This window comes from Mycobacterium sp. pV006 (assembly GCF_041287115.1).
Taxonomy (GTDB): domain Bacteria; phylum Actinomycetota; class Actinomycetes; order Mycobacteriales; family Mycobacteriaceae; genus Mycobacterium.
This window is the reverse complement of the sequence record NZ_JBGGKT010000020.1, coordinates 1-23,820: the sequence shown is the minus strand read 5'-3', so window position 1 is coordinate 23,820 and position 23,820 is coordinate 1. Positions and strand designations below refer to the sequence as shown.

At 65.1% G+C, this 23,820-nt stretch carries 24 protein-coding genes; 14 read left to right on the top strand and 10 right to left on the bottom strand.

What is annotated here, in order from left to right; all coding sequences use genetic code 11:
* From ACAG25_RS22335 to ACAG25_RS22325, 3 genes are read right to left on the bottom strand one after another with little or no spacing between them, the layout of a single operon-like run.
* On the bottom strand, positions 1-1,146 hold the full coding sequence (locus ACAG25_RS22335; RefSeq protein WP_370490661.1) for an AAA family ATPase: 1,146 nt from the start codon (positions 1,144-1,146) through the stop codon (positions 1-3).
* 11 nt (positions 1,147-1,157) lie between these two features.
* Entirely contained in the window at positions 1,158-2,234 is a 1,077-nt protein-coding gene (locus tag ACAG25_RS22330) for a DNA polymerase IV (protein WP_370490660.1), read from the bottom strand.
* Entirely contained in the window at positions 2,231-2,839 is a 609-nt protein-coding gene (locus tag ACAG25_RS22325) for a TetR/AcrR family transcriptional regulator (protein WP_370490659.1), read from the bottom strand. Before ACAG25_RS22325 ends, ACAG25_RS22330 begins: the two co-directional genes overlap by 4 nt.
* Positions 2,840-2,928: 89 nt before the next feature.
* Between ACAG25_RS22325 and ACAG25_RS22320 the strand changes: the two genes are divergently transcribed.
* The 6 genes from ACAG25_RS22320 to ACAG25_RS22295 all read left to right on the top strand — a co-directional run bounded on the left by ACAG25_RS22320 (position 2,929) and on the right by ACAG25_RS22295 (position 7,435).
* The gene (locus ACAG25_RS22320) at positions 2,929-3,471 is read left to right on the top strand and encodes an NAD(P)H-dependent oxidoreductase (RefSeq protein WP_370490658.1); all 543 of its coding nucleotides are present in this window, start codon (positions 2,929-2,931) and stop codon (positions 3,469-3,471) included.
* A gap of 589 nt (positions 3,472-4,060) precedes the next feature.
* The gene (gene nrdH, locus ACAG25_RS22315; RefSeq protein ID WP_370490657.1) at positions 4,061-4,312 is read left to right on the top strand and encodes a glutaredoxin-like protein NrdH; all 252 of its coding nucleotides are present in this window, start codon (positions 4,061-4,063) and stop codon (positions 4,310-4,312) included.
* A gap of 53 nt (positions 4,313-4,365) precedes the next feature.
* Positions 4,366-4,809, top strand: a complete 444-nt coding sequence (gene nrdI, locus ACAG25_RS22310) for a class Ib ribonucleoside-diphosphate reductase assembly flavoprotein NrdI (protein ID WP_370490656.1) — start codon at positions 4,366-4,368, stop codon at positions 4,807-4,809.
* Positions 4,776-6,944, top strand: coding sequence for a class 1b ribonucleoside-diphosphate reductase subunit alpha (gene nrdE / locus ACAG25_RS22305; RefSeq protein ID WP_370490655.1), 2,169 nt, complete (start codon positions 4,776-4,778; stop codon positions 6,942-6,944). Before nrdI ends, nrdE begins: the two co-directional genes overlap by 34 nt.
* A gap of 80 nt (positions 6,945-7,024) precedes the next feature.
* Complete coding sequence (locus ACAG25_RS22300; RefSeq protein WP_370490654.1) at positions 7,025-7,189, top strand: hypothetical protein; 165 nt, start codon at positions 7,025-7,027, stop codon at positions 7,187-7,189.
* 24 nt (positions 7,190-7,213) lie between these two features.
* Positions 7,214-7,435, top strand: coding sequence for a hypothetical protein (locus tag ACAG25_RS22295; RefSeq protein WP_370490653.1), 222 nt, complete (start codon positions 7,214-7,216; stop codon positions 7,433-7,435).
* Positions 7,436-7,513: 78 nt separating this feature from the next.
* Here ACAG25_RS22295 and ACAG25_RS22290 read toward each other — a convergent pair whose 3' ends face one another.
* Entirely contained in the window at positions 7,514-7,900 is a 387-nt protein-coding gene (locus ACAG25_RS22290; RefSeq protein ID WP_370490652.1) for a DUF5997 family protein, read from the bottom strand.
* 28 nt (positions 7,901-7,928) lie between these two features.
* Between ACAG25_RS22290 and ACAG25_RS22285 the strand changes: the two genes are divergently transcribed.
* Positions 7,929-8,642 carry a LysR family transcriptional regulator substrate-binding protein gene (locus ACAG25_RS22285; RefSeq protein ID WP_370490651.1) on the top strand — a complete coding sequence of 238 codons (714 nt, stop codon included), beginning with the start codon at positions 7,929-7,931 and terminating at the stop codon, positions 8,640-8,642.
* On the opposite strand, the gene ACAG25_RS22280 is transcribed toward ACAG25_RS22285, so the two are convergent.
* The 5 genes from ACAG25_RS22280 to ACAG25_RS22260 form a co-directional block, all read right to left on the bottom strand.
* The gene (locus ACAG25_RS22280) at positions 8,643-9,059 is read right to left on the bottom strand and encodes a VOC family protein (protein WP_370490650.1); all 417 of its coding nucleotides are present in this window, start codon (positions 9,057-9,059) and stop codon (positions 8,643-8,645) included.
* Positions 9,060-9,091: 32 nt separating this feature from the next.
* Entirely contained in the window at positions 9,092-9,580 is a 489-nt protein-coding gene (locus tag ACAG25_RS22275; protein ID WP_370490649.1) for a cupin domain-containing protein, read from the bottom strand.
* 201 nt (positions 9,581-9,781) lie between these two features.
* Positions 9,782-11,248 carry a S1C family serine protease gene (locus ACAG25_RS22270; protein WP_370490648.1) on the bottom strand — a complete coding sequence of 489 codons (1,467 nt, stop codon included), beginning with the start codon at positions 11,246-11,248 and terminating at the stop codon, positions 9,782-9,784.
* Positions 11,249-11,254: 6 nt separating this feature from the next.
* On the bottom strand, positions 11,255-11,842 hold the full coding sequence (locus ACAG25_RS22265) for a hypothetical protein (RefSeq protein WP_370490647.1): 588 nt from the start codon (positions 11,840-11,842) through the stop codon (positions 11,255-11,257).
* Positions 11,839-12,702 carry a PrsW family glutamic-type intramembrane protease gene (locus ACAG25_RS22260; protein WP_370490646.1) on the bottom strand — a complete coding sequence of 288 codons (864 nt, stop codon included), beginning with the start codon at positions 12,700-12,702 and terminating at the stop codon, positions 11,839-11,841. Before ACAG25_RS22260 ends, ACAG25_RS22265 begins: the two co-directional genes overlap by 4 nt.
* Positions 12,703-13,150: 448 nt before the next feature.
* Here ACAG25_RS22260 and ACAG25_RS22255 point away from each other — a divergent pair, with 448 nt between their 5' ends.
* From ACAG25_RS22255 to ACAG25_RS22225, 7 genes are all read left to right on the top strand, one after another.
* A complete protein-coding gene (locus ACAG25_RS22255) occupies positions 13,151-14,029 on the top strand; it encodes a GAF domain-containing protein (RefSeq protein WP_370490645.1) in 879 nt (292 codons plus the stop codon).
* Positions 14,030-14,031: 2 nt separating this feature from the next.
* Positions 14,032-14,895, top strand: a complete 864-nt coding sequence (locus ACAG25_RS22250; RefSeq protein WP_370490699.1) for a S8 family serine peptidase — start codon at positions 14,032-14,034, stop codon at positions 14,893-14,895.
* Positions 14,896-14,997: 102 nt separating this feature from the next.
* Positions 14,998-15,645, top strand: a complete 648-nt coding sequence (locus tag ACAG25_RS22245) for a Crp/Fnr family transcriptional regulator (protein WP_370490644.1) — start codon at positions 14,998-15,000, stop codon at positions 15,643-15,645.
* 204 nt (positions 15,646-15,849) lie between these two features.
* Complete coding sequence (locus ACAG25_RS22240) at positions 15,850-16,125, top strand: hypothetical protein (protein WP_370490643.1); 276 nt, start codon at positions 15,850-15,852, stop codon at positions 16,123-16,125.
* A gap of 53 nt (positions 16,126-16,178) precedes the next feature.
* Entirely contained in the window at positions 16,179-17,069 is an 891-nt protein-coding gene (locus ACAG25_RS22235) for a TlpA family protein disulfide reductase (RefSeq protein ID WP_370490642.1), read from the top strand.
* A 15-nt stretch (positions 17,070-17,084) separates the two neighbouring features.
* Positions 17,085-19,115 carry an ABC transporter ATP-binding protein gene (locus tag ACAG25_RS22230; RefSeq protein WP_370490641.1) on the top strand — a complete coding sequence of 677 codons (2,031 nt, stop codon included), beginning with the start codon at positions 17,085-17,087 and terminating at the stop codon, positions 19,113-19,115.
* A gap of 4 nt (positions 19,116-19,119) precedes the next feature.
* Positions 19,120-21,558: a RyR domain-containing protein gene (locus ACAG25_RS22225; protein ID WP_370490640.1), complete on the top strand. Its 2,439-nt coding sequence runs from the start codon at positions 19,120-19,122 to the stop codon at positions 21,556-21,558.
* Between the two features lie 14 nt (positions 21,559-21,572).
* Here the strand turns inward: ACAG25_RS22225 and ACAG25_RS22220 are convergent, their stop codons facing one another.
* Entirely contained in the window at positions 21,573-23,627 is a 2,055-nt protein-coding gene (locus ACAG25_RS22220; RefSeq protein WP_370490639.1) for a hypothetical protein, read from the bottom strand.
* Positions 23,628-23,820: the final 193 nt, after the last annotated feature.

Here is a 23,820-nt window from a genome sequence, read left to right as displayed (position 1 = left end):
TCACCGAGAACCCCAGTCCCAGCGCGGGGTGCTGAGCAGGTCCTGACCCGCAATCGTGGTCTCGCCCCAGTCCTTGACCAGTTCGATCTCCCAGGCCTCGGGGTCGAGCGCCTGACGCAGGACAGCCGAGTGCGTGACCACGACGACCTGGGCGCGCGCCGCCGCCGCGGAGATCAACTGCGCCAACGGCGCCACCAACTCCGGGTGCAGGGACGTCTCGGGTTCGTTGAGCACCATCAACGATGGCGGTTGCGGGCTCAACAGTGCCGCCGCCCACAGCAGGAATCGTATTGTGCCGTCCGATAATTCGGCGCTGCGCAGCGGGCGGAGCATCCCGCGTTGATGCAGCTGCAGGTCGAACAGTCCGTCGTTGACCGACACCGAGAGTCGCGCGCCGTCGAACGCGGTCGCCACCGTGCGCGCGAGGTCCTCGGTGCCGGTCTCCAGGATCGTCTGGACCGCCGAGGCGAGGTCGGCGCCGTCGTCGGCGAGTACGGTGGTCCGCGTGCCCACCTGCGGGCGGCGGGCCGGGGCTTCACGGTCGGTGCGGAAGCCGTCGTAGAAGCGCCAGTCGCGCAGGCGATCCCGGACCATGGTCAGCTCGGGAACCGCGCCGGCCCAATCGCTCAGGACGCTGCGGTGTGGAGCCAGGTTGCGGGCCAGTTCGTCGAATCGTCGGGTGGCCTCGCCGGCGACCTCGACATGGGCGCGAACCCGGCGCACCAGGGTGGCCGCCGGTCGCGGTACCGGGCCGGCGAAGATCGACTCGCGTTTGATCTCCGGATCGCGGGAGAACGCGGTGTTCCTGTCCTGCGGTAGGCCGAGGTCGATCAGATAGCCGAAATCGTCTGATGCGTACCCGAGTTCGATCGTCATGGGGCGGGTGCGTCGCCCACCCTCGGCGACCCCCGAGCTGCGCGCGGCGCCCAGGCTCTCGGGTCCGGCCCACAGCGCCGACTCGACCCCGCCCTCTCGGGCGAACGATCCGATCACCTCGCCGCGGCCACAGTCGGCCAGCAATCGCAAAGCCCGGTACAGCGACGATTTTCCGGCGCCGTTGGCCCCGGTGACGACCGTCAGCTGCCGCAGCGGGACCACCACGTCGCGCAGCGAGCGGTATCCGCGGATGGCGACCGTCTCCAGCATCGGTTTCTACGCTATCGGCTGGTGCTGACAGCCGAAGTGGCGGGCGCTGCGAGCTCCAGGCGGACGCCGAGCAGGCGGACCGGTCGGTCCAGATCGAACTGTGCGAGCAGCTCCATGGCGGTGGCGACGATGACCTCGGAGTCGGTGCCCGGCGCGGCGAGCTTGCGGATCTTGGTGCGCGTGTAGAACGTCTTGGTACGCACCGTGACCGCGACACGGGTGACGATACGGGCTTGTTCGACAACTTCGGTCAGTGTGCGGCGCGCCAGATCAGCGACGGCCTCGGCCATTTCGCGGGTATCGGTGAGGTCCTGTGGGAACGTGATCACGTGGCTGCGCGACCGCGGTACCCATGGCTGTGCGCTGACGGTGCTGTCGCCGCCACCTTTGGCCAGCAGGAGGATCCACAGCCCCGTGGTCGGTCCGAAGGTGGTGGTGAGGTCCTGGGCGTCGGTTGCGGCCAGTTCCGCGACCGTGAAGATACCCATCGCGGCAAGCTTTTTCGCGGTCTTGGGGCCGACACCCCACAGTTCGTCGACGGGACGCTCGCCCATCGTCGTCATCCAGTTCTCATCGGTGAGGGCGTGGATCCCTGCGGGTTTGGCGAACCCGGTGGCCACCTTCGCGCGCTGCTTGTTGTCGCTGATCCCCACCGAGCACGACAACCCGGTCTGTGCGCTGATCAGGGCACGGATCTGCGCTGCCAGGTCGATCGCGTCACGCAGGCCGGCCACCTGCGCGCCGACGTAGGCTTCGTCCCAGCCCCAGACCTCCACAGGGTGGCCGAGGTCGCGCAGCAGCGCCATGACGCGCTCTGAGGCGGCGTCGTACGCTTCGGAGTCCGAGGGTAGGAACGTCGCTTCCGGGCAACGTCGGACCGCGGCGCGCAACGGCATTCCGGCGCGGACCCCGAACGCCCGCGCCTCGTAGGAGGCGCAGGCGACCACTTTTCGCGCCTCGGTGGGATCTCCACTGCCGCCGACGATCACCGGCGTCCCGATCAGTTCGGGGTGACGCGCCAACTCGACCGCGGCCAGGAACTGATCGAGGTCGACGTGCAGAATCCACCCCGTGTGCTGGTCGGTCATGTCCCGCACAACTTGCGGGCCACGCTCTCCCACGCGTCGCCGAGATCGTCGAGGGTTCGGCCGCGTTCGGTCGTCTGGAAGTGCACGTAGTCGGCGTCGAGGAGCGCCACGAGTGCGGCGGCTTGGCCGTCGAGATCCCCGGTGGTGCCGGCGGCCTGCAGCAGTACGCGAATGTGGCTGTGGTGGAACGCCATCGGCGCGGTGAAACGCATCTGGGCGTCCCGATTGACGGTGGAGAGCAGCGCATGGTGGGAGTCGACGAAGGCCAACCGCTCCCGTCCGTAGGCCAGCAGCCGCTCCAGCGGAGGCGCGCCGGGTCCCAACGGAGGCGGACCGAACAGCAGGGCGTGCTGATGTGCCTTCTCGTCCTCGTCGAGCAGAACGTTCATCAGGCCGGCCCGGCTGCCGAAGCGGCGGAACAGCGTGCCCTTTCCGACGCCCGCGGCCCCGGCGATGTCATCGGTGGTGACCGCGTCCACTCCGTGTTCGGCCACCAGCCGGCGCGCGGCCTCGAGGAGCAGACCCCGGTTGCGTGCGGCATCACCACGTTCGGGTGGTCCACCGTCGACCGCCCGCAGCGTGCTGGGATGCTCGGACACGCTCATCTCGACCACTTTAACTCAACGGGAAATATATCGGACTACGGTCCGGTTGGTGCGTGAGACGATCGAACCGACTCGAGGAGGAACCCGTCGTGGCGAACGAGACCGTGTTGGTCCTGGTAGGCAGCTTGCGTGCAGCATCGATCAATCGTCAGCTCGCAGAGGTGGCCATCGACAGCGCGCCTCCCGGGGTGGATGTGGAGTGGTTCGACCGACTGGCGGAACTGCCGATCTACAACGAAGACATCGACACCGACCCGGTACCGGAGCCGGTCGAGGCCTTGCGTGCCGCGGCCGCGCGCGCCGGAGCGGCGTTGGTGATCACCCCCGAGTACAACGGCTCGATCCCCGGCGGGCTCAAGAATGCGATCGACTGGCTCTCCCGGCCGTGGGGCAACGGCGCGCTCAAAGACAAGCCGCTCGCCGTCATCGGTGCATCCCTGGGGCGCTACGGCGGGCAGTGGGCGCACGACGAGACCCGGAAGTCCTTCGGCATCGCCGGTCCCCGCGTGCTGGAGGACCAGGTGTTGTCGCTCCCCACGAAGACCCTCGACGGCAAGCACCCGCGGGAGCACGCCGACGTGACCGAGCGCGTCCGGGACATCCTGGGCAAGTTGGTCAGCGAGATCGCCTGACCCGGGGCATCCGGCTGCCCATCGACGCCGACGTAGGTGCCTTCTGTCCGGCTGCGGAGTAGCCGGGCCCGGTCGGTGTGCTGCGCCGAGCGAGTCGCTTCGCGCACGGGTTCGCAGCGTAGCGGCCGTCACCACGCCGGACGGTCTTTGCCCGCGACCCTCGCGACCGTACAAATTGTTTGCTGAACGCTGACGCGGAGGCCTCGCGGGTCGGCGCTGTTGTCGGTGGGTGCTGGTACACCTGTCCTGCGGCGTGCGACACGGTCGGTTGTGACGTGCGACACGCCGGTGCGTCGCGTGGAGAAAGGCTTACGACCTGGGAATTTCAAGAATGTCATTCAGAACATCTTGTATCTCTTCTGAAAGTCAGACACTAGGTGTAGTGTTTCGAGCACCAACGGAACCCCAAGATATGGTGTCCGAGCGGGACCGAGAACACCGGCACAGTCGCCCTCAACGCGAGCCGGGACACGGTCGCGGCGGCCCGGAATTTCGGCGGTCCCCAGGTCGCTGAACCACAGCGAGACGCAGTAATCCAGATGTTGCCAGCCCTTCTTCTCATATGCCTCACGACAGGAGCCGATCACAGATGACACAGCCAGCCGCCGTCACCGTGTACACGAAGCCGGCCTGCGTGCAGTGCAACGCGACCTACAAGGCGCTCGACAAGGCGGGCATCGCCTACGACGTCATCGACATCTCGGTCGACGACGAGGCGCGCGACTACGTGATGGCCCTGGGCTACCTGCAGGCTCCGGTGGTCGTGGCCGGTGGCGAGCACTGGTCGGGTTTCCGCCCCGACCGGATCAAGGCGCTGGCGGGAGCGGCGGCCACGGCCTGAAGCGCGATGGGCGGGAGCAGGAGACGGACGAGCCAGGGAAGTGCAGGAGTGAGATGACCAACCTCGTGTACTTCTCCAGCGTGTCCGAGAACACCCACCGCTTCGTCGAGAAGCTCGGGGTGCCCGCCACCAGAATTCCGCTACACGGGCGTATCCAGGTCGACGAACCGTACGTTCTGGTCCTGCCGACGTACGGCGGCGGGCGGGCGACGCCCGACATCAACGACGGCGGTTACGTCCCCAAGCAGGTGATCGCTTTCTTGAACGACGAACACAACCGGTCGTTGATCCGCGGCGTCATCGCCGCGGGCAACAACAACTTCGGCGCCGAGTTCGCCTACGCGGGCAACGTCGTCTCACGTAAGTGTGGCGTGCCATACCTCTACCGATTCGAACTGATGGGAACCCCGGACGACGTCGACGCCGTCCGGGCGGGATTGCAAGACTTCTGGAAGGAACAGACGTGCCACCAACCGTCACAGCTGCAGAACCAGTAACCACGGGCACGCACGCGCTGCCGGGGGAGACCGACTACCACGCGTTGAACGCGATGCTGAATCTCTACGATGCCGACGGCAAGATTCAGTTCGACAAGGACGTGCTGGCCGCGCGCGAGTTCTTCTTGCAGCACGTCAACCAGAACACGGTGTTCTTCCACAGCCAGGACGAGAAGCTCGACTACCTGGTCGAGAAGAACTACTACGAGCGCGAGGTGCTCGACCAGTACTCGCGCAACTTCGTCAAGACGCTGCTGGATCGCGCCTACGCCAAGAAGTTCCGGTTCCCGACCTTCCTCGGCGCGTTCAAGTACTACACCTCCTACACGCTGAAGACCTTCGACGGTAAGCGGTACCTGGAGCGGTTCGAGGACCGCGTGGTGATGGTGGCGCTGACGCTGGCCGCCGGTGACACCGCGCTGGCCGAGAAGCTCGTCGACGAGATCATCGACGGCCGGTTCCAGCCGGCGACGCCGACGTTCCTGAACTCCGGCAAGAAGCAACGCGGCGAGCCGGTGAGCTGCTTTTTGCTGCGCATCGAGGACAACATGGAGTCGATCGGGCGCTCCATCAACTCGGCACTGCAGCTGTCCAAGCGAGGCGGCGGAGTTGCGCTGCTGCTCACCAACATTCGTGAGCACGGTGCGCCGATCAAGAACATCGAGAATCAGAGTTCGGGTGTCATCCCGATCATGAAGCTGCTCGAGGACTCGTTCTCCTACGCCAATCAGCTCGGTGCACGTCAGGGTGCGGGCGCGGTGTACCTGCACGCCCACCACCCCGACATCTACCGGTTCCTCGACACCAAGCGCGAAAACGCCGACGAGAAGATCCGGATCAAGACGCTGAGCCTGGGCGTGGTGATCCCCGACATCACCTTCGAGCTGGCGAAGAACAACGACGACATGTACCTGTTCTCGCCGTACGACGTCGAGCGCGTCTACGGTGTTCCGTTCGCCGACATCTCTGTCACCGAGAAGTACTACGAGATGGTCGACGACAGCCGGATCCGCAAGACGAAGATCAACGCCCGCGAGTTCTTCCAAACGCTGGCCGAGCTGCAGTTCGAGTCCGGATATCCGTACATCATGTACGAGGACACGGTGAACCGGGCCAACCCCATCGACGGCAAGATCACCCACTCCAACCTGTGCTCGGAGATCCTGCAGGTCTCCACACCGTCGGAATTCAACGAGGACCTGTCCTACAAGAAGATCGGCAAGGACATCTCCTGCAACCTCGGCTCGCTCAACATCGCCAAGGCCATGGATTCGCCCGACTTCGCGCAGACCGTCGAGGTCGCCATCCGCGCGCTGACAGCGGTGAGCGACCAGACCTCGATCGCCTCGGTACCGTCGATCGAGCAGGGCAACAACGACTCTCACGCCATAGGGCTGGGGCAGATGAACCTGCACGGCTATCTCGCGCGTGAGCGGATCTTCTACGGCTCCGACGAGGGCATCGACTTCACCAACATCTACTTCTACTGCGTGCTGTACCACGCGCTGCGCGCGTCGAACCGCATCTCGATCGAACGCGGCGTGCACTTCAAGGGATTCGAACGATCGAAGTACGCCAGCGGTGAATTCTTCGACAAGTACACCGATCAGGTGTGGGAGCCCAAGACGGCGAAGGTCCGGCAGATCTTCGCCGAGGCCGGCATCCGCATCCCGAACCAGGACGACTGGAAGCGGTTGAAGGAGTCGGTGGGCAAGCACGGCATCTACAACCAGAACCTGCAGGCGATTCCGCCGACGGGATCGATCTCCTACATCAACCACTCGACCAGCTCGATCCACCCGGTGGCGAGCAAGATCGAGATCCGCAAGGAAGGCAAGATCGGTCGCGTCTACTACCCGGCGCCGTACCTGACCAACGACAATCTGGAGTATTACCAGGACGCGTACGAGATCGGGTACGAGAAGATCATCGACACCTACGCCGCGGCCACCCAGCACGTGGACCAGGGGCTGAGCCTGACGCTGTTCTTCAAGGACACCGCCACCACCCGCGACGTGAACAAGGCGCAGATCTACGCCTGGCGCAAGGGCATCAAGACGCTGTACTACATCCGGCTGCGTCAGATGGCACTGGAGGGCACTGAGGTGGAGGGTTGCGTCAGCTGCATGCTGTAGAACACTGACGGCGCGGAGGTCCGGGATTCCCCGGACCTTTGCCCGTCGGTGCCGGAGTCGTTGCGCACGAGGGTGTTCCGATGTCGACAACCATGGAAGCGCTTCTGATTGCCGCGCTGGTCCTCGGGATCGTCATCGCGCTGTTCGGTCTGATTTTCGTGTGGGAGACGTGGGTTTCGGGGAGCCGACTGGAGCGGCGCATCGATGACTTCTTCGATCGCCTCAGCGACAAGTTCTTTCGGTAGCACTAGGACGAAAGGTGGGCTGTCATGGTCGCTAAATCGTGGAAGGATCTGCCGCCGGCAGGCAGAACGGCAATCGTTGTCGCGGCGCTGGTCGACGGTGTCTTGCGAGCATGGGCGTTGCGTGACCTGGCCGGGCGCGACGACGCCGCGGTCAACGGCCCACGCTGGCTTTGGCGTGCCGCACTCACCGTGGTGAGTTCGTCGGGAGTCTTGCCGGCCGCGTACCTGCTGCGCGGACGTCGGTAACTCCCGCGTCGATGTGCGGGTGTTTTCCGGCCGGATCGACGAGTCGCGTATGAGGCTGCACAGCCGGACTCAGACCGCTCAGGTGTCTTGAGCCTTCTCCGACCGGAGCGACTTCAAGCGCCGCTCCTCGCGCAGCACATTCTGGTAGCTCTCGCGCTCGGCGACCAGCCACTCGGGCATCTCCTCGAGAAGCTGACCGATCTGCTCGGAGGTCAGCGCTTCGGTGACGCCACCGCGCGCGAGACCGGCGATCGACACGCCGAGCTTGGCGGCGACGAGGTTCTTCGGGTGTGGCCCGTTCTTGCGAAGATCTTTGAGCCACTGTGGCGGGTCGGCCTGCAGCGCGGCCAGCTCGCTGCGGGTGATCGCGTTCTCCTGGAACTCCGGGGGAGTGGCAGGTAGGTACACGTCCAGCTTCTTCGCCGCGGTCGCGGGTTTCATCGACTGTGCATCGGGCCTGCTCATGGGCACAGCCTATCGGTAGCCTGATCCGATGACCGCGCGCTCGCTGACCCTCGGGTACGTCCCGGGTGCCACGCCGGCGAAGTGGGCGCGGACCTGGGCGCAGCGACATCCAGACGTCCCTCTGCAGTTGCGCACTGTCGGTGCCGCCGAAGCAGCCGACGCCGTCCGTGACGGCGCTGTGGACGTGGCGGTGTTGAGGCTTCCGACCGACACGTCCGGATTGGCGGTCATCCCTCTCTACGAGGAGACCACGGTGGTCGTGGTGCCCACCGATCACCTGCTGACCGCAGCTGACGCGGTCGCTGCCGCCGACCTGGGGGATGAGCCGACGGTGCTCCCGCTCGACGACGTCGTCGACTGGGCCGACCCACCCGGTGTCCCGGTTGATCACCGTCCCGAAACCACCTCCGATGCAATCGAACTCGTCGCTGCCGGGATGGGCGCCCTGATCGTCCCGCAGTCTTTGGCGCGCCTCCATCACCGCAAGGACCTCACCTACCGACCTATCACCGATGCCCCCACTTGCGCGGTGGCGCTGGGCGTTCCGGACGGGCCGCAGCCGCAGCTCGTCGAGGAGTTCATCGGTGTTGTCCGAGGCCGCAAACCCGGGTCGTCGAGGGGGCAATCCGAACCCGCACCGAAGCGCACCGCGCGGGAAAAGGCACTGGCCAAGCAGGCTGCGCGCGCGGCAGCGGGCAAGGTCGCACGCAAGCCGGGCGCGGCCAAGCGCGGCCGACGCTGATCAGATGCTGAGAGTGCCGTCGTCGTTGATGGTCCACTGCGGGTTGAGGGCAACCTCCCAGACATGGCCGTCGAGGTCGGCGAAGTAGCCGGAATAGCCGCCCCAGAACACTCTTTCGGCCGGCTTGAGGATGGTCGCTCCTGCAGCCTCGGCCTGCGCCAGTACCGCGTCGACGTCGGCTTCACTGTGCTGATTGATCGCGATCGTGATGCCGCTGAAGCGGCCGTCGATCGGATGGCGTGCGTCCTCGGCAAGATCGTCGCGACCGAACAGTGCGAGCGCGATGCCGGGTAGTTGATAGAACACGACACCTTCAGGGGCGTCCTTCGGATTCCAACCCAGGCCTTGCTCGTAGAAGCGGCGCGCCCTGGGGAGGTCGTCGACGCCGAGGGTGATCAAACTGATGCGCTGCTCCATGGGCGTCATGCTATGTCCGTCGACCGACAGGCTCAGTCGGCGATGGGCGGGGGAGGTGGCCCGAGTACCTGGATCGAGAACTCGCTGCACACCTGCGCCACATGTGCGGGGTCGATCTCCTCAGGTGCGGGAAGTACCGGTTCGTCGGCGGGACGTCCGAGCGCCGCCACGAAGCGCTCGAACTGTCCCGGGCAGGACACCTGCAGCAGTCTCGCGGTCTCGGAGCGAACCTGGAAGGTGTGGGGCAGGCCCCGAGGAAGCCAGACCATCGCGCCGCTGCCGTGTACGGCTTCGACCTCTCCGCACGAGAACCAGACCGCGCCGTCGAGGACATAGAGGAGTTCGTCCTCGGCGTCATGTCGGTGCAACGGGGGTGCGAAGTTCTTGTACCCGAGGAACTCCATGACGGTCAGAGCCCCGTTCGTCTGATCGCTCGTGATCTTCGAGGTGTACAGGATGTTGAGGAAATGGAAATGTTCGCCCTCGGACTGACCGACCATCGCCGGGACCTGCATTGTCATGGTGAGACGGTACCGGTTCTGGTGACGTCTTACGTTGTGTTGAAAGAGATTTGGAGTACACAGCGTCGCTCGTGCCGGATCATGCCGCGTGTTCTCCTGCCCGTCGGGTCCTGCAGGATCGGCGGTCTATTCGGTCGGGGGCGGCATAGTCGTCTGGTGGTCACCTCTGGGTGTGTTGCGAATCCGCAAGTCGACCGGTTGTCACAACGCCTTCAACTCGACGACTCCCGCGTCGACGAAACCGCCTCCCGCAGGTTCGAGTTTCGTGAAGTCGACACCGTCATACAGTGAATTCTCGTAGCCCTCGGCCACCACGCCGACCGAGTACACCTGATCCGTGGGAAACGCGACGCTGCTCTGGTAGGCACCCCGGGCATTGGTCTGCGTGACGTCGAGGATGTGATCAGGGTTGTCGAGATCGGCGTCTGCCCAGGTGATTCCCGGCGCCAACACCACGAAGTAGGCCTCCGAGATCGGTCTGCCTGTGTCGGCCGAGACCACGGATCCGCGGACCGACACCTTTGCCGAGGCCGCCGCTGTCCCGCCCACTCTGATCTCCGGGGTGGTGCCATTGCCGTTGCCGGCCGTGATCCGCACGGAGTACCGGCCGTCGGCCAGGCCTTTCGCGTTGGTCGTACTCACCGTCAGCATGCCGTCGCCGGCCTCCACCGGCCACTCGTCGTGCTCCTCGCGGACGCCTGTCGGTTGCCCGTCCCGCAACCACTCGAACGCGAACGGCGTATTGGCCGGCACGGCGTAGTAACCGAAATGTGCGAACAACTCAGTCGATCCGCTCGGCACGGTTTCGACGGCTTCCGTGGCGTCCGCGGTCGCGGTGTAACCGAGGAAAGCGACATCGAGGGGTCCGTAGGCCCCGGTGGACGGCACGGGCCCCAGCGACGACCCTCCTTTACAGCCCGGAACCCCCAACGAGCCGACGTCTTTGGTGATCTCGGTCCCAGCGGCAATGGGGCGGATGAACCCGATCTTGCCCTGCAGGCTCGCGTCACCCGACGTCATGATCTGGGTCGGGACCCCGACCAACTTGCCCTCGCCGTCGATCGCGCTTCCCCCCGAGTTCCCCGGATTGATCTCGGTGTCGGTCTTGATCCACGGGCCCGACTTTTCGAAGCCGCTGACCGTTCCCTCGGTATAGGTCACCGAGTTGCCGCCGAGGCTGGGAAAACCGATGACGGCGACTTCGTCACCGACGAGCAGCCCGTCGGAATCGCCGATCGAATGGGTGGGCAGCGTCAGGCAGCCCGTGAGGTCACGTCCGCTGATATCGGAGACGACCGTGACGAGTGCGAGATCCAGCGCGGCGTCAGAGCGGATGACCTTGCCCAGGTAGGTCGGGTTCGGCGGATCCCGGGGATCCGTAGTGATCGAAATCAGGACGATGCCATCGGCATTGGCCAACTCTCCGGCTTCGTTGGCGACGACATGGTGGTTGGTCAGTATCTGACCGCTCTGCACGAGTATCGAACCGGATCCCGTTCCGATGGGAACAAGGTCATTGTCGAGTGCATACACCTTGACCGTCGCGGGAATGACTTTCTCGCGAGTTTCCCGAGGGATCGCTCCGGTGCTCGGTTGGACGAGGGCGGCGGTGAGCAACAAGACCGAGAACACCGAGAAACCGAGCTTGAGTCGTCGCAGCGTGTCCATCGTCGCTCAACCTCCAAGGCTGACACTGGATTGGATCTTCGGCCACATCGCTTCCAGTTCGGCGCGGCGGTCCGACGGCCCCTCGAGCGCCACCGCGTAATAGGACTGTTCGCCGGGAACGAGCAACTCGTTCCCGACGATCACGCGCAACCCCGTCGCGAACGCCTGAGAACTCTTGTCCACGTACTGATAACTGAGCACTTCGGCATCTCGGCCGTCTGCCTGTACCGCCTGAGTCCCCGACACCTGATACAGCGTTCTGCTCTGAGCCTGTTGCAACGCCCGCGAAGCCGCCAGATCTCCGCTCTCGCCGGCCGGACCGCTCGGAGTCGGGAGCTTCTCGACGCGCACCGTCATACCGGGTGCGGTCGCAACATATGCGTCGGTCGTGGACTCGACGATGGATCTTCTCGGGACCTCGAACACCACGTCGCCGAAAGACGCGGATTGTGTTGCGTTGACGTTGAGTTGCCGTAGAACGATGGCACATACCAATGCCACGATCACGAGCAGCAACACCGACAGGTCGGCCGCACGCCACCGCCGGGAACCGGGCAGGTAGGCGTTCTCGGTTGAGGACTGAGTCCCACTCATGCCGATGCCCCCTCCACCGTCGCGGTGCGTCCTACGGCGCGGCGGATGAGCAGGAATACGACGGCGAAGACCAGGACCGCGAAGACCGTCGTGGAGATCAGCGTGGGCCACGGGTTGTAGGACAGGCCGGTCGAGGCCCCGCTGAAAAGGCCTGAGACGTAGAGGTACAAGCCGTGGACGACCGCCGTGACCAGGACGCCGAGGCCGGCGTACCACGGGGGTGCACCCCCCGGCTTGACCAGTCCGAGGAAATAGCCGACAAGAGCGCCGAAGGTCGCATAGGCCAGGCTCGTGACGATGACCTGCATCGTGCCGACTCCGATGCTGACCGTGCCGTGGTCGAACAGGTAGGTCAGATTGGCGGCGATCCCCAAGCCGAGTGCCACCGAGGTGCCGTAGATGATGCCGTCGACGCGCTCGTCGAACTCCGGCGTGGGCAGCACGGTGAAACGGACAGCGACGTACACCAGAGCGGCGGTCAACAAACCATGGACGAAGATGTTGGCCAGCAGTTCGGACAGGATGCCCGATGGTGCCCACAGTTGGACCTTGAGGAAGTCACGCAGCAGCGGCTGTTCGACGGCTCCGCCCAGCAGCCCGCCCAGGACGAACAACCCGACGACGTAGTGGTGCGGTTCGGGTTCGAGGTGGTCCTGCGCGTAGAACAGGCCGAGCCACAGGACGGCGGGAACGATGGCCAGAAGAAGGCCCACGATCAGCCGTGTGGTCTCGGACAGTTCGAAGAGGGTGCCCCCGAATGCGGTCAGGAGCACTCCGACGAGCGCCAACAGGATCAACAGCACGACCGTGGCTCGCACCAGGCCGCTTCGCCGCAGCGACGTACCAGATTCCGGAGTCAACGCCGGCACCTCCCCCCGAGCGCAGCGATGTGAATCAGCGACGAAGTCGCCACTGATCGAGCAAGATCAGACTGTACTTTGACACGGAAAGAATTGCTGTGCAATAGCGAGAAATGCAGTAGACGTGGCGGGACGCGCCGAACTCGACTGTGCTGTTCTCGCATCGCCGGGGATTTTTCTGTCTGTGTGGCGGCAGGTTCGTGGACTTGCCGGTGCGGAGGTGGCCGGAACCTTCACCGGTCGTGACCGGCAGGAGGCGCCTGCAAGCCTCGTAGTTCGCCTCAGGTGCGCGTGGGCTGCCGAAGAACATCGGACACCGCCCGCGAACGGGCAGAAAGCGGTACTTTGCAGGCGCGATCAGTCAGCGGTCACGGCGGGCGGCAGATTGCTAGATTCGAACGGCGCTGTCGATACTGTCGATGTCGTGCTGATCTGAGGGGGGTGGATCATGGCAGCCGGAGATCCGGATGGCGTCCTCGCCGAACGTATCGCTGCGTTGGAGTCCGAGGTCGAGCGTCTGCAGCGACGTATCGCCGAGGACCGGTTCGCCCAGGATCTCCGTGACGCGCTGCAGACCGCGTCAGCCGCCGCCGCAATCGGCGCGCCGGTCAGCTATTCGCGGCTACTGCAGACCATCGTGGCCACGGCCGCCGACATCATCGACGCCAAATCGGCGTTGTTGTGCCTGGTGGATCCGGACAGCGAGGAACTCGTCTTCGAGGCCGCGTTCGCCGACGGCGACGGGGAGCCCAAGAAGACCCGTGTGCCGCTGGGGGATGGTGTTGCCGGCCTGGTCGCGAGAACCGGTCAACCGATGGCCATCTCGGACACCGAGGACGACGACCGCGACGCGAACGACATCGCCGCGGCGCTGGGATTTCGACCGAAGAACATCTTGTGCGTGCCGCTGTCGTTCCAGGGCACCATCATCGGCGTGCTCGAGTTGTTGGACAAGGAGGGGGTGGACGCCTTCAGTGTCGCCGACATGGAGGCCATCGGCTTGTTCGCGAACCTGGCCGCGGTCGCCATCGAGCAGTCACGTAACCACAGCCGAGTCGGCGCCATGGTCGCCGACCTCATTCGGGCAGTCGATGGTTCCCCGGACTACGACAGCCACGGTCTCACCCAGCGCGCCCACGCCTTCACCACGGAACTCGGCCGGCAGACCGGGTTTCGCAATTCGTTGGCGCTGGCCCGCCTGGTCCAGGAAATCGTGCACTCCGGTGACGATGCAACCGACGCCGTCAAAGGGATTCTCGGAAGCTTCGTCGGTTACCTGCGCACCCGCGAAGTGACTGCCGCAGGCGAAGTTGGTCTCTCATGGTGAGTATGCGCCCCGCGTATTCGGCGGCGTTCGCCGACACCAAACTCACGACCTGTGCACCCCTGGAACCCATCGATGCCGTCACCCCGCAGTGGGCCTGGGAGGGCAGCTCCGGTGAGGGCGTGAAAGTCGCGGTCATCGACAGCGGCGTCGACGCGACACACCCCGATATCGGTCCGGTACACGGATATGTTGCCATTCATGAGGACAAAGACCTCAAACTCATCTACGACACCGACCCGCACGCAGACAGTTTCGGCCACGGCACCGCCTGCGCCGGGGTGATCCGGTCTCTGGCGCCGGGGTGTGAGCTCTACAGCGTCAAGGTGTTGGGGGACAAGGCCACCGGCCAGGGCCGAGTCTTCGCTGCTGGTGTGCGGTGGGCGATCGACAACGGGATGCACGTGTGCAACCTGAGCCTGGGCACCACCAAGCGGGACTTCTTCAGCATCTTCCACGAACTGGCCGACGACGCGTACTTCAAGAACATCGTCTTGGTGACGGCGGCGAACAACATGCCGATCCCCAGCTATCCGTCCGTGTATTCCTCGGTCATCTCCGTCGCCTCACATGCGGTGCAGGATCCGTATGTCTTCTACTACAACCCGAATCCGCCGGTGGAGTTCGGCGCTCTGGGCATCGACGTCGATATTGCGTGGCAGGAGCACAAGCGTCGCAAGATGACCGGCAACAGTTACGCCTCACCCCACATGGCGGGAATCGTGGCCAAGATCCTCGGGAAACACCCCGGGCTGACCGTCTTCCAGCTCAAGACGATTCTGCGCGAGCTCGCGGCCAATGTGGATCGCAACCGCGTGAGTCGTCCGCCGCGACTCCTCGGAGAGCAGGCAGGGGGCGCGGCCGAATGATGGTTTGCGACCGGCGTCCTGCGGTCCTCTGAGAAAACACCGATCGACATGCCGGCCGTTCCCGACCCCACCAGCCTTCGGAGGATCTCCCTCTTCCGTGACATGGCGTTGGCTGAGCTGGCGGTGCTGAACGGGCTGATGCGACGGCATATGTTGCCCGCCGGAGCCCGGATCGTGATGTCCGACCAACTCGCCGACACCGCCTATGTCATCCAGTTCGGTGTCGTGAAAGTCGTTGTCGAGCAATCAGATGGCAGCGAGCTGATGATGGCGATCCTCGGTCCGGGTGACGTGATCGGCGCGTTGACCATCGGAGAGTCGCCCGACGGTGCGCACTCCATTCTTCCGCTGGAGGACACATCTCTGCTCTGGATCGACCGCCACGCCTTCGAGCGCTGCATCCAGACCATGCCGGAACTGAGCGCCAACCTGGCAGGAGTATTGGGGCGGCGAATCCGGCTGGCCAACGACCGGATCGAGGCGATGGCCGGCATCGATGTGCGAACCCGCATCGTTCGGCACCTGTTGTTGCTCGCGCGCGAGTATGGCGAGGTGATCGAGGACGGCGATGGTCAATGTGTGCGGATTCCGTTGCGTTTCACCCAGGCCGACCTTGCCCGTCTGGTCGGGGCGTCCAGAGTGCGCGTGAACCACGCGCTGAGCGAGTTGCGCCGCCGCGAGGTGGTGCAGATGGATGACAACCAGAAGCTGCGGATCCGCAACATGGCCGCATTGGAGAAACTTCGCTGAAACCCGCGGGCATCCGGTCGGTGCGCCGGACTTGCCCTTACCAGAATGGCAAACAGAGTTCAATCTGATTGACGTCAGTGTAAAAGATTTCACAGGCAGCTGTCGCGCACTTGATTGCCGCGATCGAGACGCCGGTGGTCTGATCATCTCGTTCAGTCGGCCGAGTCGGATTCGGTCGACGACATCGATCAGAAGGAGACCGAAATGGCCGTCTTGAGTGGGACCGACGAAACCGGCGCACCAGCGCTTTACGACGTTCCCGACGCGGAACTGTCGAAGTACAAACTGAACCTCAAGCCGATGACCGACGAGGTCCGCAATCGGCTGTTCCCCGGGAAGGACGAGCTGAGCAAAGATGACGCGCAGGGCGTTGTCCCGGCCGGCGCGACCTCCAGCGAAGTCCAGGGATACGCGGCGATCTGCTGGTACTACGTCGAAGATGGCTACGGCAACTGGGTTTACTGGGAGGCCTACTGCTGACCGTCGGGCTCAGCGGTCGCGCCGCCCCGGGTCCTACTGCTGAGGAAGCTCCGATGCTGTCCTCGGCGGAACGACCCGGGCGGCGCGGCGCCCATTTGCAGTCCGGATCGCCGGCAGAGTCAACTGACGAGAGTAGACCCCCAGTGCCCCACGGCCCCTCGCTTCCCGAAGCCGTCACCGGCGCCGCTCGACTGCGTCGCGAAGGCCGAGTAGGCGATGCCCTCGCGATGGTCGAATCCGCACTCGGCGAGGCCCGAGCGCGACCGTCGGACACCCCTTTTCGGGACCGCGTTTTGCTGGGACTCACCCTCGCAGACCTACTCCTGCTGGCAGGTGACCACGAACGGGCCCGCAACCTGCTCGAGATCGAAGCGGCCTTCGCCGAGCGCGTGCTCCAACTCATCCGCGAGGGCGGATCGCCCGAGCAGGTGCTCGCCGCGTCCACGGGCTACGGTCAGTTGCGGGACAGGGCGATCCAGATCGGTCTGCTGGGAACCGAGGCACCCGAGATCGACGTCGACCACTGGGTGCCCAACGGCCCGACAACCCTGGCCGACCAGCGCGGCGATGTCGTTCTCCTCGAGTTCTGGGCGCCGTGGTGCAAACCGTGCCTGGCGATGTTGCCTGCGTTGCAAGATCTGTTTCAACGGCATGGCCGCGGTGGTTTGCAAATCCTGGCGCTGACACACTTCCGCCGCCAAGATTCGGACGGGCGCAAACAGGAACTCGAGGTGGTTCGGCAGTTCGTCATCGACCACGACCTGAAGTTCCCGGTGGGCATCTGCGCGGATGCGCAGACGCGACAGCACTACGGCGCCAACGGTATTCCCACCTATGCACTTGTCGACCGCGCCGGCATCGTCAGGCTGGCGTCGTCCAAACCCGACAAAGCAGCGCTCGAGCAGACGATCACCGATCTGCTGAATACACCGGTCGGCAACTGACCAAGGAGCGAACAGATGGCCCAGCATCCGATGTCACCCCGCATACCCGGCGGTCCTCCCGCCGGTGTGAGCCCGATGGCAGGTCCGCCCCCGGCGGGGGGCCCGCCGGGCGTTCCCGCCGGCGCCATCAGTGCGGCGATGGTAGGTGCCCGGCCGAAGCCGGTCCATCAGCGCGCGAACATCGTTCGCAGCCTGCGCCTGCTCGACTCGTTCCGCGGGCCGGTGACGTTGTTGATCCTGCTCGGATTGGTCGTCGCGGCGTTGCCGTTCGTATCCAACGCGGCGTTCGGTCCGATGACGCAGGTCATGGCCGAAGCGTTCCAACGCGGAAGTCTCGCCGACGCCTGGGGACTCAGCGGCCCGCTGATGGGCGGGCCGGGGAGCAGCCCGTCGGGACTGTTCGGGTGGTTGGGCACCCCACTGCCGTTCGCGGTACTCCTGACCATCTGGGCTGCGGCACTGGTGCTGGCGCAGCTGCTCGGATTCGCGCACTCCTGGATCGACGCACAGGTCGACCGCAAACTACTGACAGAGATCCGGCAACGCACACACGACCACATCCAGTCACTCTCACTGGATTTCTTCACCGGTGCGCGCAGTGGGTCGTTGATGCAGCGTGTGCAGATGGAAGCGGGCAGCGTGCAACGCCTGCTGACCGAGTGCCTGATTCCGCCCGCGGTCGACGTGGTCATCCTCGCGGTAGCGCTGGCCTACCTGATCGCGTTGTCCTGGCAGATGACGCTTGTCACGCTGATCCTGTCCCCGTTCGTGCTGATCTGGCTGCGATTCGCCGGTCAGCGACTGCAGGCGGCTACGCGACGCAACATGATGGGTGGCCGCAGGATGGGCGGCGAACTCGAAGAGACCATCAGCGGCATCACCGACATCCAGGTCTTCAACGCTCAATCGCAGCGGAGCAGGAGATTTCTCGACGCATCGGACACAGCGGCCAAAGACCTTTCGGCGATGATGATCTGGCTGCAGGCCACCAGTCGCAGCGTCCAGGTGTTCATCGCGCTGAGCACCGCGCTGGTGTTGATCGTCGGCGTCGCCTTCAGTACCAGCTTCGGCCTGGACTTGGCGAGTCTGCTCGTGTTCGTGTCGTCGGTGCCGACGATGTTCGCTTCGTTCCAGCGGATTGTCACCGCCTGGACCACCTACAAGTCGATCGCACCGCAGGTGGAGTCCACCTACGATCTACTCGACACCGAGCCGACGGTGCGTGAGCTACCCGACGCCACCGCACTCGGGGAAGTGCACGGCAACATCGAATTCGAGGATGTCGCTTTCGGATACACACCCGAACAGAAGATTCTCGACGGCGTGTCCTTCTCGATCAGGGAAGGTGAGACCGTCGCGCTGGTGGGCGCCATCGGGTGCGGCAAGTCGACCATCTTCAACCTCCTGCTGCGATTCATCGACCCGCAGCGCGGTCGGATTCTGCTGGACGGCCACGACATCAGTGAGGTCACGATCGCGTCGTTGCGTGAGCAGGTCTCGAAGCTGGCGCAGTTCCCGTTCTTCATGAAAGACGCCATCCGCGAGAACATCCGGCTCGCACGGCAGAACGCCACCGACGAACAGATCGAGGAAGCCTGCCGACTGGCCCACGTCCACCCCATCATCGTCGACCCGGCCAAGATGCCCGAAGGCTACGACACCGTGGTAGACGTCCAGGTACCGTCCGGTGGTCAGAAGCGGCTGATCGCGATGGCGCGTTGTCTGCTGCGCAAGCCCGAGGTCCTGCTACTCGACGAGCCGACAGAGAACCTCGATGCCGATCAGCGCACCCGGCTGACCACGGTGATCCGCGAATACGCCCGCGACCGCACCTGCGTCGTCATCAGCCACGACATGGACTTCATCGCCGCGGTAGCCGACCGGGTCATCGTGCTGGGCGGCGGGAAAGTCGTCCAGGAAGGCACGCACCACGAATTGTTGGCGGCCGGTGGTTTGTACAAGAAGCTCTACGAGGCGCAGAATGTGGAGCCGTCACTGGTCCGCCCGGCGGCGGCCGCCGCTGGACCCGTCAGCCCGGGAGCTTGACCTCGTGACCGACAGTGAGCCCGGATTCCGGCTCACCCGCAGAAGGTGGCTGCGGTCAGCGGCAGCGGTCGCGGGCGCGTGCTACGTCGCGGCGGTGCTGTATGTGTGTGCGCTGGCGGTGAATCCACAGCTGTCCGAGGCGGTTGCGCATCGGTTGTGGGGTTTCGGATTGCCGGGATCGCTGTGGTCGATCGCGGTGGTGCTGGCCATCCCGATCATCTATGTCGGGCTGCGTCGCCTCGATGGAAGCACGACATTCACGGCTCCGCTGGTCGTCATCACCGTGATGGCGGCTTCGGTCCTCGTCCTCGGCATGAGCGGTTACTGGCGGTGCCACGGCGATCAAGCACCGTTTTTCGCGCCGCTGGCCTGGACACTCGCGCTGTTCCTCGGCAACGTCGAGACATTCGATGCCGGGCCCTGTGCTCCGATGCCGGTCGCTCTGGAGATCGCGCGTCTGTTGGCGCTGACCACCACGCTCACCGCGGCACTGGCCGCCGGACTGCAGCTGTTCCGCTCGCAGGTCGATCGATTCGCGATCTGGCGCGCGCGTTCGCTGACCGTCATCGTCGGCGTCGATGACGAGACGCTGTCGATGGTGCGTGCGATTCTGCAGACGCTGAACCCCGCGGGCGCCGCGGTGATCCTCACCGTCGATGCGGGAAGCGACGCCGCACGCAGAGCGCGGGAACTCGGCGCCAGACTCCGAAAAGTCGATGTGACCGATCCCGCGCTGTTGTCGTCGGGGACCGTGTGGGGCCGACTCGATCGTCTCTACCTGATGTCGGCGGACCCTGTCGAGAATCTCCGACGGTTCAACGCGATCGACTCTGTGGTGCGCGGACGCGTCCGGGCCCGCATCCCGCTGACCGTACGCATCGACGACCCGTGGCAGGCGGAGGTCTGGCGCCGCAGTTTCTCGGTCAGCGCCGACCGTGGCTGGGTGGCCGACGCGGTCGGCAGATACGAGATCACGGCCGCGAAAGTGGCCCGGCACATGACAACGCACGACCCTGCCGACACCGAGGCCCGACCGGATCGCCCGACGGTGATCCTGTGCGGGTTGTACCCGCTCACCTATGCCCTGGCATCCGAGCTGGCCCAGATCGAACGGGAGCAGCATCTGCATCACAAGGCGCATGTGGTCACTCCGTCGAACGTCGTGATCTTCGCCAGGGGCGCTGACGGCTTCGTCGTGGATCACACGGCCCGCCAACGGCGGGTCTCACCCGCCGGGAGCATGCTGGCTGTGACCGCCGTCGACGAAGAACCCACGGTCGACGCGATAACGCGGTACCTGCAGGGCGTGGACAGCACGAACCACATCGTGGTGCTCGGTGATCCAGACCTGGAGACACAGGGCACCCGGCTGGCGTCACGGTTCCCGCACCTGCGGGTCTATTCCGCCTCCCGAACCGCGACATCGCTGATCGATATGTCGATCGTCGGTGCACTCTACACATTCCCGATCGACATGGAACTCGATGCCGGTGCCCCACAGGACGTCTGGGAACGTGCAGCCGAGCTCATCCATGAGCACTACAGCGCCGACAAGCCGCGCGACAAACCAACGACGAAGTACTGGAAGGAGCTCGACCCTTTCATCAGGCAGTCCAACCGGCGTCAGTTGCTCAATGCGCTGTGGATGGTCGAGGCCCTCGGAAACCACACCTGGAACAGCCTGGAGCAGACCGCTCCCGCCGCTGCTCTGCCGGACGATTTCGCGGATCTGGACCCGATGGCTCAGCTCCAGATCCTGGGCTTCGACGAGGAGACCGCCGATCGAATGATCGAAGCCGAGCACGAGGACTGGCGAAAGTACTACAGCGACGCGGGCTGGAAGTTCGCGGAGAACCGTGACGACGCCCGGCGCCGCCACGATCGGCTACTACCGTGGAACGAATTGGTGGAACAGAAGCCGGATTTCGCCGACGCCGCCCGCAAGAGTCTGGTCAGTACCCTGGTGTGCCTGCGCAACCTCGGCTACCGGTCGGTGCCGAAAGACGCGACGGCCCAGTCTTCGACCCGGCCCCGGGCAGATGTGTCCGGGTGGCGGCGTTACCAGCGCCGCGGACAGGTCACGGCGGAGAGACGTGATCGTCCGTGGACCTGGACAACGCCGTCCGGAGATGTCATGCACGCCGCGCAGGGGGACTGGGCGGTCGTCGACGATGCGGGCCACGAGCGGTCGGTTGCCGCAGGCATTTTCGAGGCAACCCATCGGCAGGTGGGACCCCGACGATACGAACGTTGCGGGACGGTGCTGGCACGCAGGACCGATCGACGTGAACTTGTGCGCACGCTCGAGGGCGACGTTGTTGCGCACGAAGGAGACTGGATCGTTCAGGGTGGGGCAGGCGAACAGTGGCCGGTTGCCGACGAGGAGTTCCGCGCAAGTTACGACGGTCCCGTGAGCGAGCAGCCGGCGTATCGAGAGTCGTAATCGAAAGCGGCCGTTCACTTCGCCACCGGACCGTCCGGGGCCACGGGTAGGTCGGGGCAGGTCTGCTGGTAGTCGATGTCGGGGGAAACCCAGTCGCGCCATTGCCGGTGGCTCATGTTGGCGGTGAGCTTTGCGCACAGTTCCGACTCTTGCGCCGATGTGGGCCACAGGCGCACAGTGTGATCGACTCCCGCACTTGCGACGATATTGCCGTCGGGCGCGAACGCCACATTGAACACCTGATAGTCGTGGCCCAGGAGCGGATCACCGAAAGGCTGACCGCGACCGACGTCCCACAACCGCACGGTGCCGTCGAATCCGCCGCTGGCCAGGCGTTGCCCGCCGGGGTCGAACACCACCGACCGCACAAGTCCACGGTGGCCGTTCAACGGTCCGCCGACGGGCCGGCGGGTCTCGACGTCGAACACCCGTATGAGACTGTCGTAGCTGCTGGCGGCGAGGAACCGTCCGTCAGGGCTGAACGCGGCACCCCCGACGGCGGCATCTCCTGGGACATCGAAGGGGTCACCGAGCTGGTCGCCGGACTCGGCGTCCCAGAGCAGAAGCGTTCCGCGATTACCGGCACTGGCAAGCATCGTGCCGTCGGGACTGAAGGCCACGCTGATCGCCGCGGTACGCGCGGGCACAGCGAGTTGACCGGCCTGTTCATAAGTTTCGGTGTTCCACAACCGGATCGAATCATCGAAGCTGCCCGTGGCGAGTCGGGTGCCGTCGGGGCTGAAGGCGACGCTGCTGATCTCGCCGGTGTGGCCGGTCAGGGGTGCGCCGAGGGGTTGGCCGGTGTCGGTGTTCCAGATGCGCACGGTGTGATCGGCACCGCCGGAGGCCAGTTGGGTGCCGTCGGGGTTGAAGGCGATGCTGGTGACTGGGCCGGCGTGGCCGGTGAGGGGTTCGCGCAGTGTTCGGCCGGTGCGAGGGTCCCAGAGTCGGATGGTGCCGTCACCGCTGCTGCTGGCGAGTTTGGTGCCGTCGGGACTGAACGCCACACCGGTCACCACATCGGTATGTCCGGTCAGGGGTGCCAGCGCGTCAGGATTCCAGATCCGCACGGTGCCGTCCCGGCCGCCCGAGATGACGCGTTGCCCGTCCGGCGTGAACGTCACGTCATAGACGGCACTTTCGTGGCCGACGAGGGGTTCGCCGATCATCTCCCGGGTTGCGACGTCCCACACTCGGACCGTGGCGTCGTCGGCACCGGAGACGATGCGACGCCCGTCCGGACTGAAGGCGACGGCAAGGACTGTGCTCCAGTGTCCTGAGAGGGGCTCGCCGAGGGCTGCGCCGGTCTCGGGATCCCAGATGCGCACGACGTTGTCGCGACCACCGGTGGCCAGTTGGTTGCCGTCTGGGCTGAAGGCGATGCTGGTGACGGTGTCGGTGTGGCCGGTCAGTGGTGCGCCGATCGGTTGTCCGGTGGTGGCGTCCCACAAACGGATGGTGTCGTCGTAGCTGCTTGTGGCCAGCCGGGTGCCATTGGGGCTGTAGGCGATGCCCGTGATCGCCTCGGTGTGTCCGGTCAGTGGTTGGCCGATTTGTTGTGTGGTGGTGGTGTCCCAGAGTCGGATGGTGGTGTCGGCACCGCCGGTGGCCAGTCGGGTGCCGTCGGGACTGAACGCCAAGGTGTTGATCGCGTCGGTGTGTCCGGTCAGTGGTTGGCCGATTTGTTGTCCGGTGGTGGTGTCCCAGAGTCGGATGGTGGTGTCGGCACTGGCGGTGGCCAGCCGGGTGCCGTCGGGACTGAACGCTACGGAGTACAAGAGCGACTCATGCCCGGTCATGGGTTCCGCCACGAGTTGGCCGGTGGTGCTGTCCCACAACCGGGCGATGTTGTCGCGGCTGCCGGAGGCCAGCCGGCTGCCGTCGGGACTCACAGCGAGAGCGTTGACGGGCGCGCCGCCGGGGATCTCGATGATTTTGGTGGTGGTGGTTTTTTTGATGGTGGCGCTGTAGAGGGCGCTGTCGTTGGTGGGGGTGGGGGTGAGGTGGCGGGCGGCGAGGAGTTGGTGGAAGGCGCGGGTGTCGCTGCCGGGGGTGGTGTCGTTGAGCATGGCTTGGGCTTGGGAGGTCAGGCGTTGGCTGGTGGCTTGGAGGAAGCGGTCTTGGGCTTGGGTGCGGGCGCGGATGGCCAGTAGGCCGCCGAGGACGGCCAGGATGGCGATGAGTGAACCGCCCTGGTTCTACTGGAGGCTCGATCTATTGGATTGCGACCAGTGGTTGGTCGCTCCGTGGGGCATCGTAGAA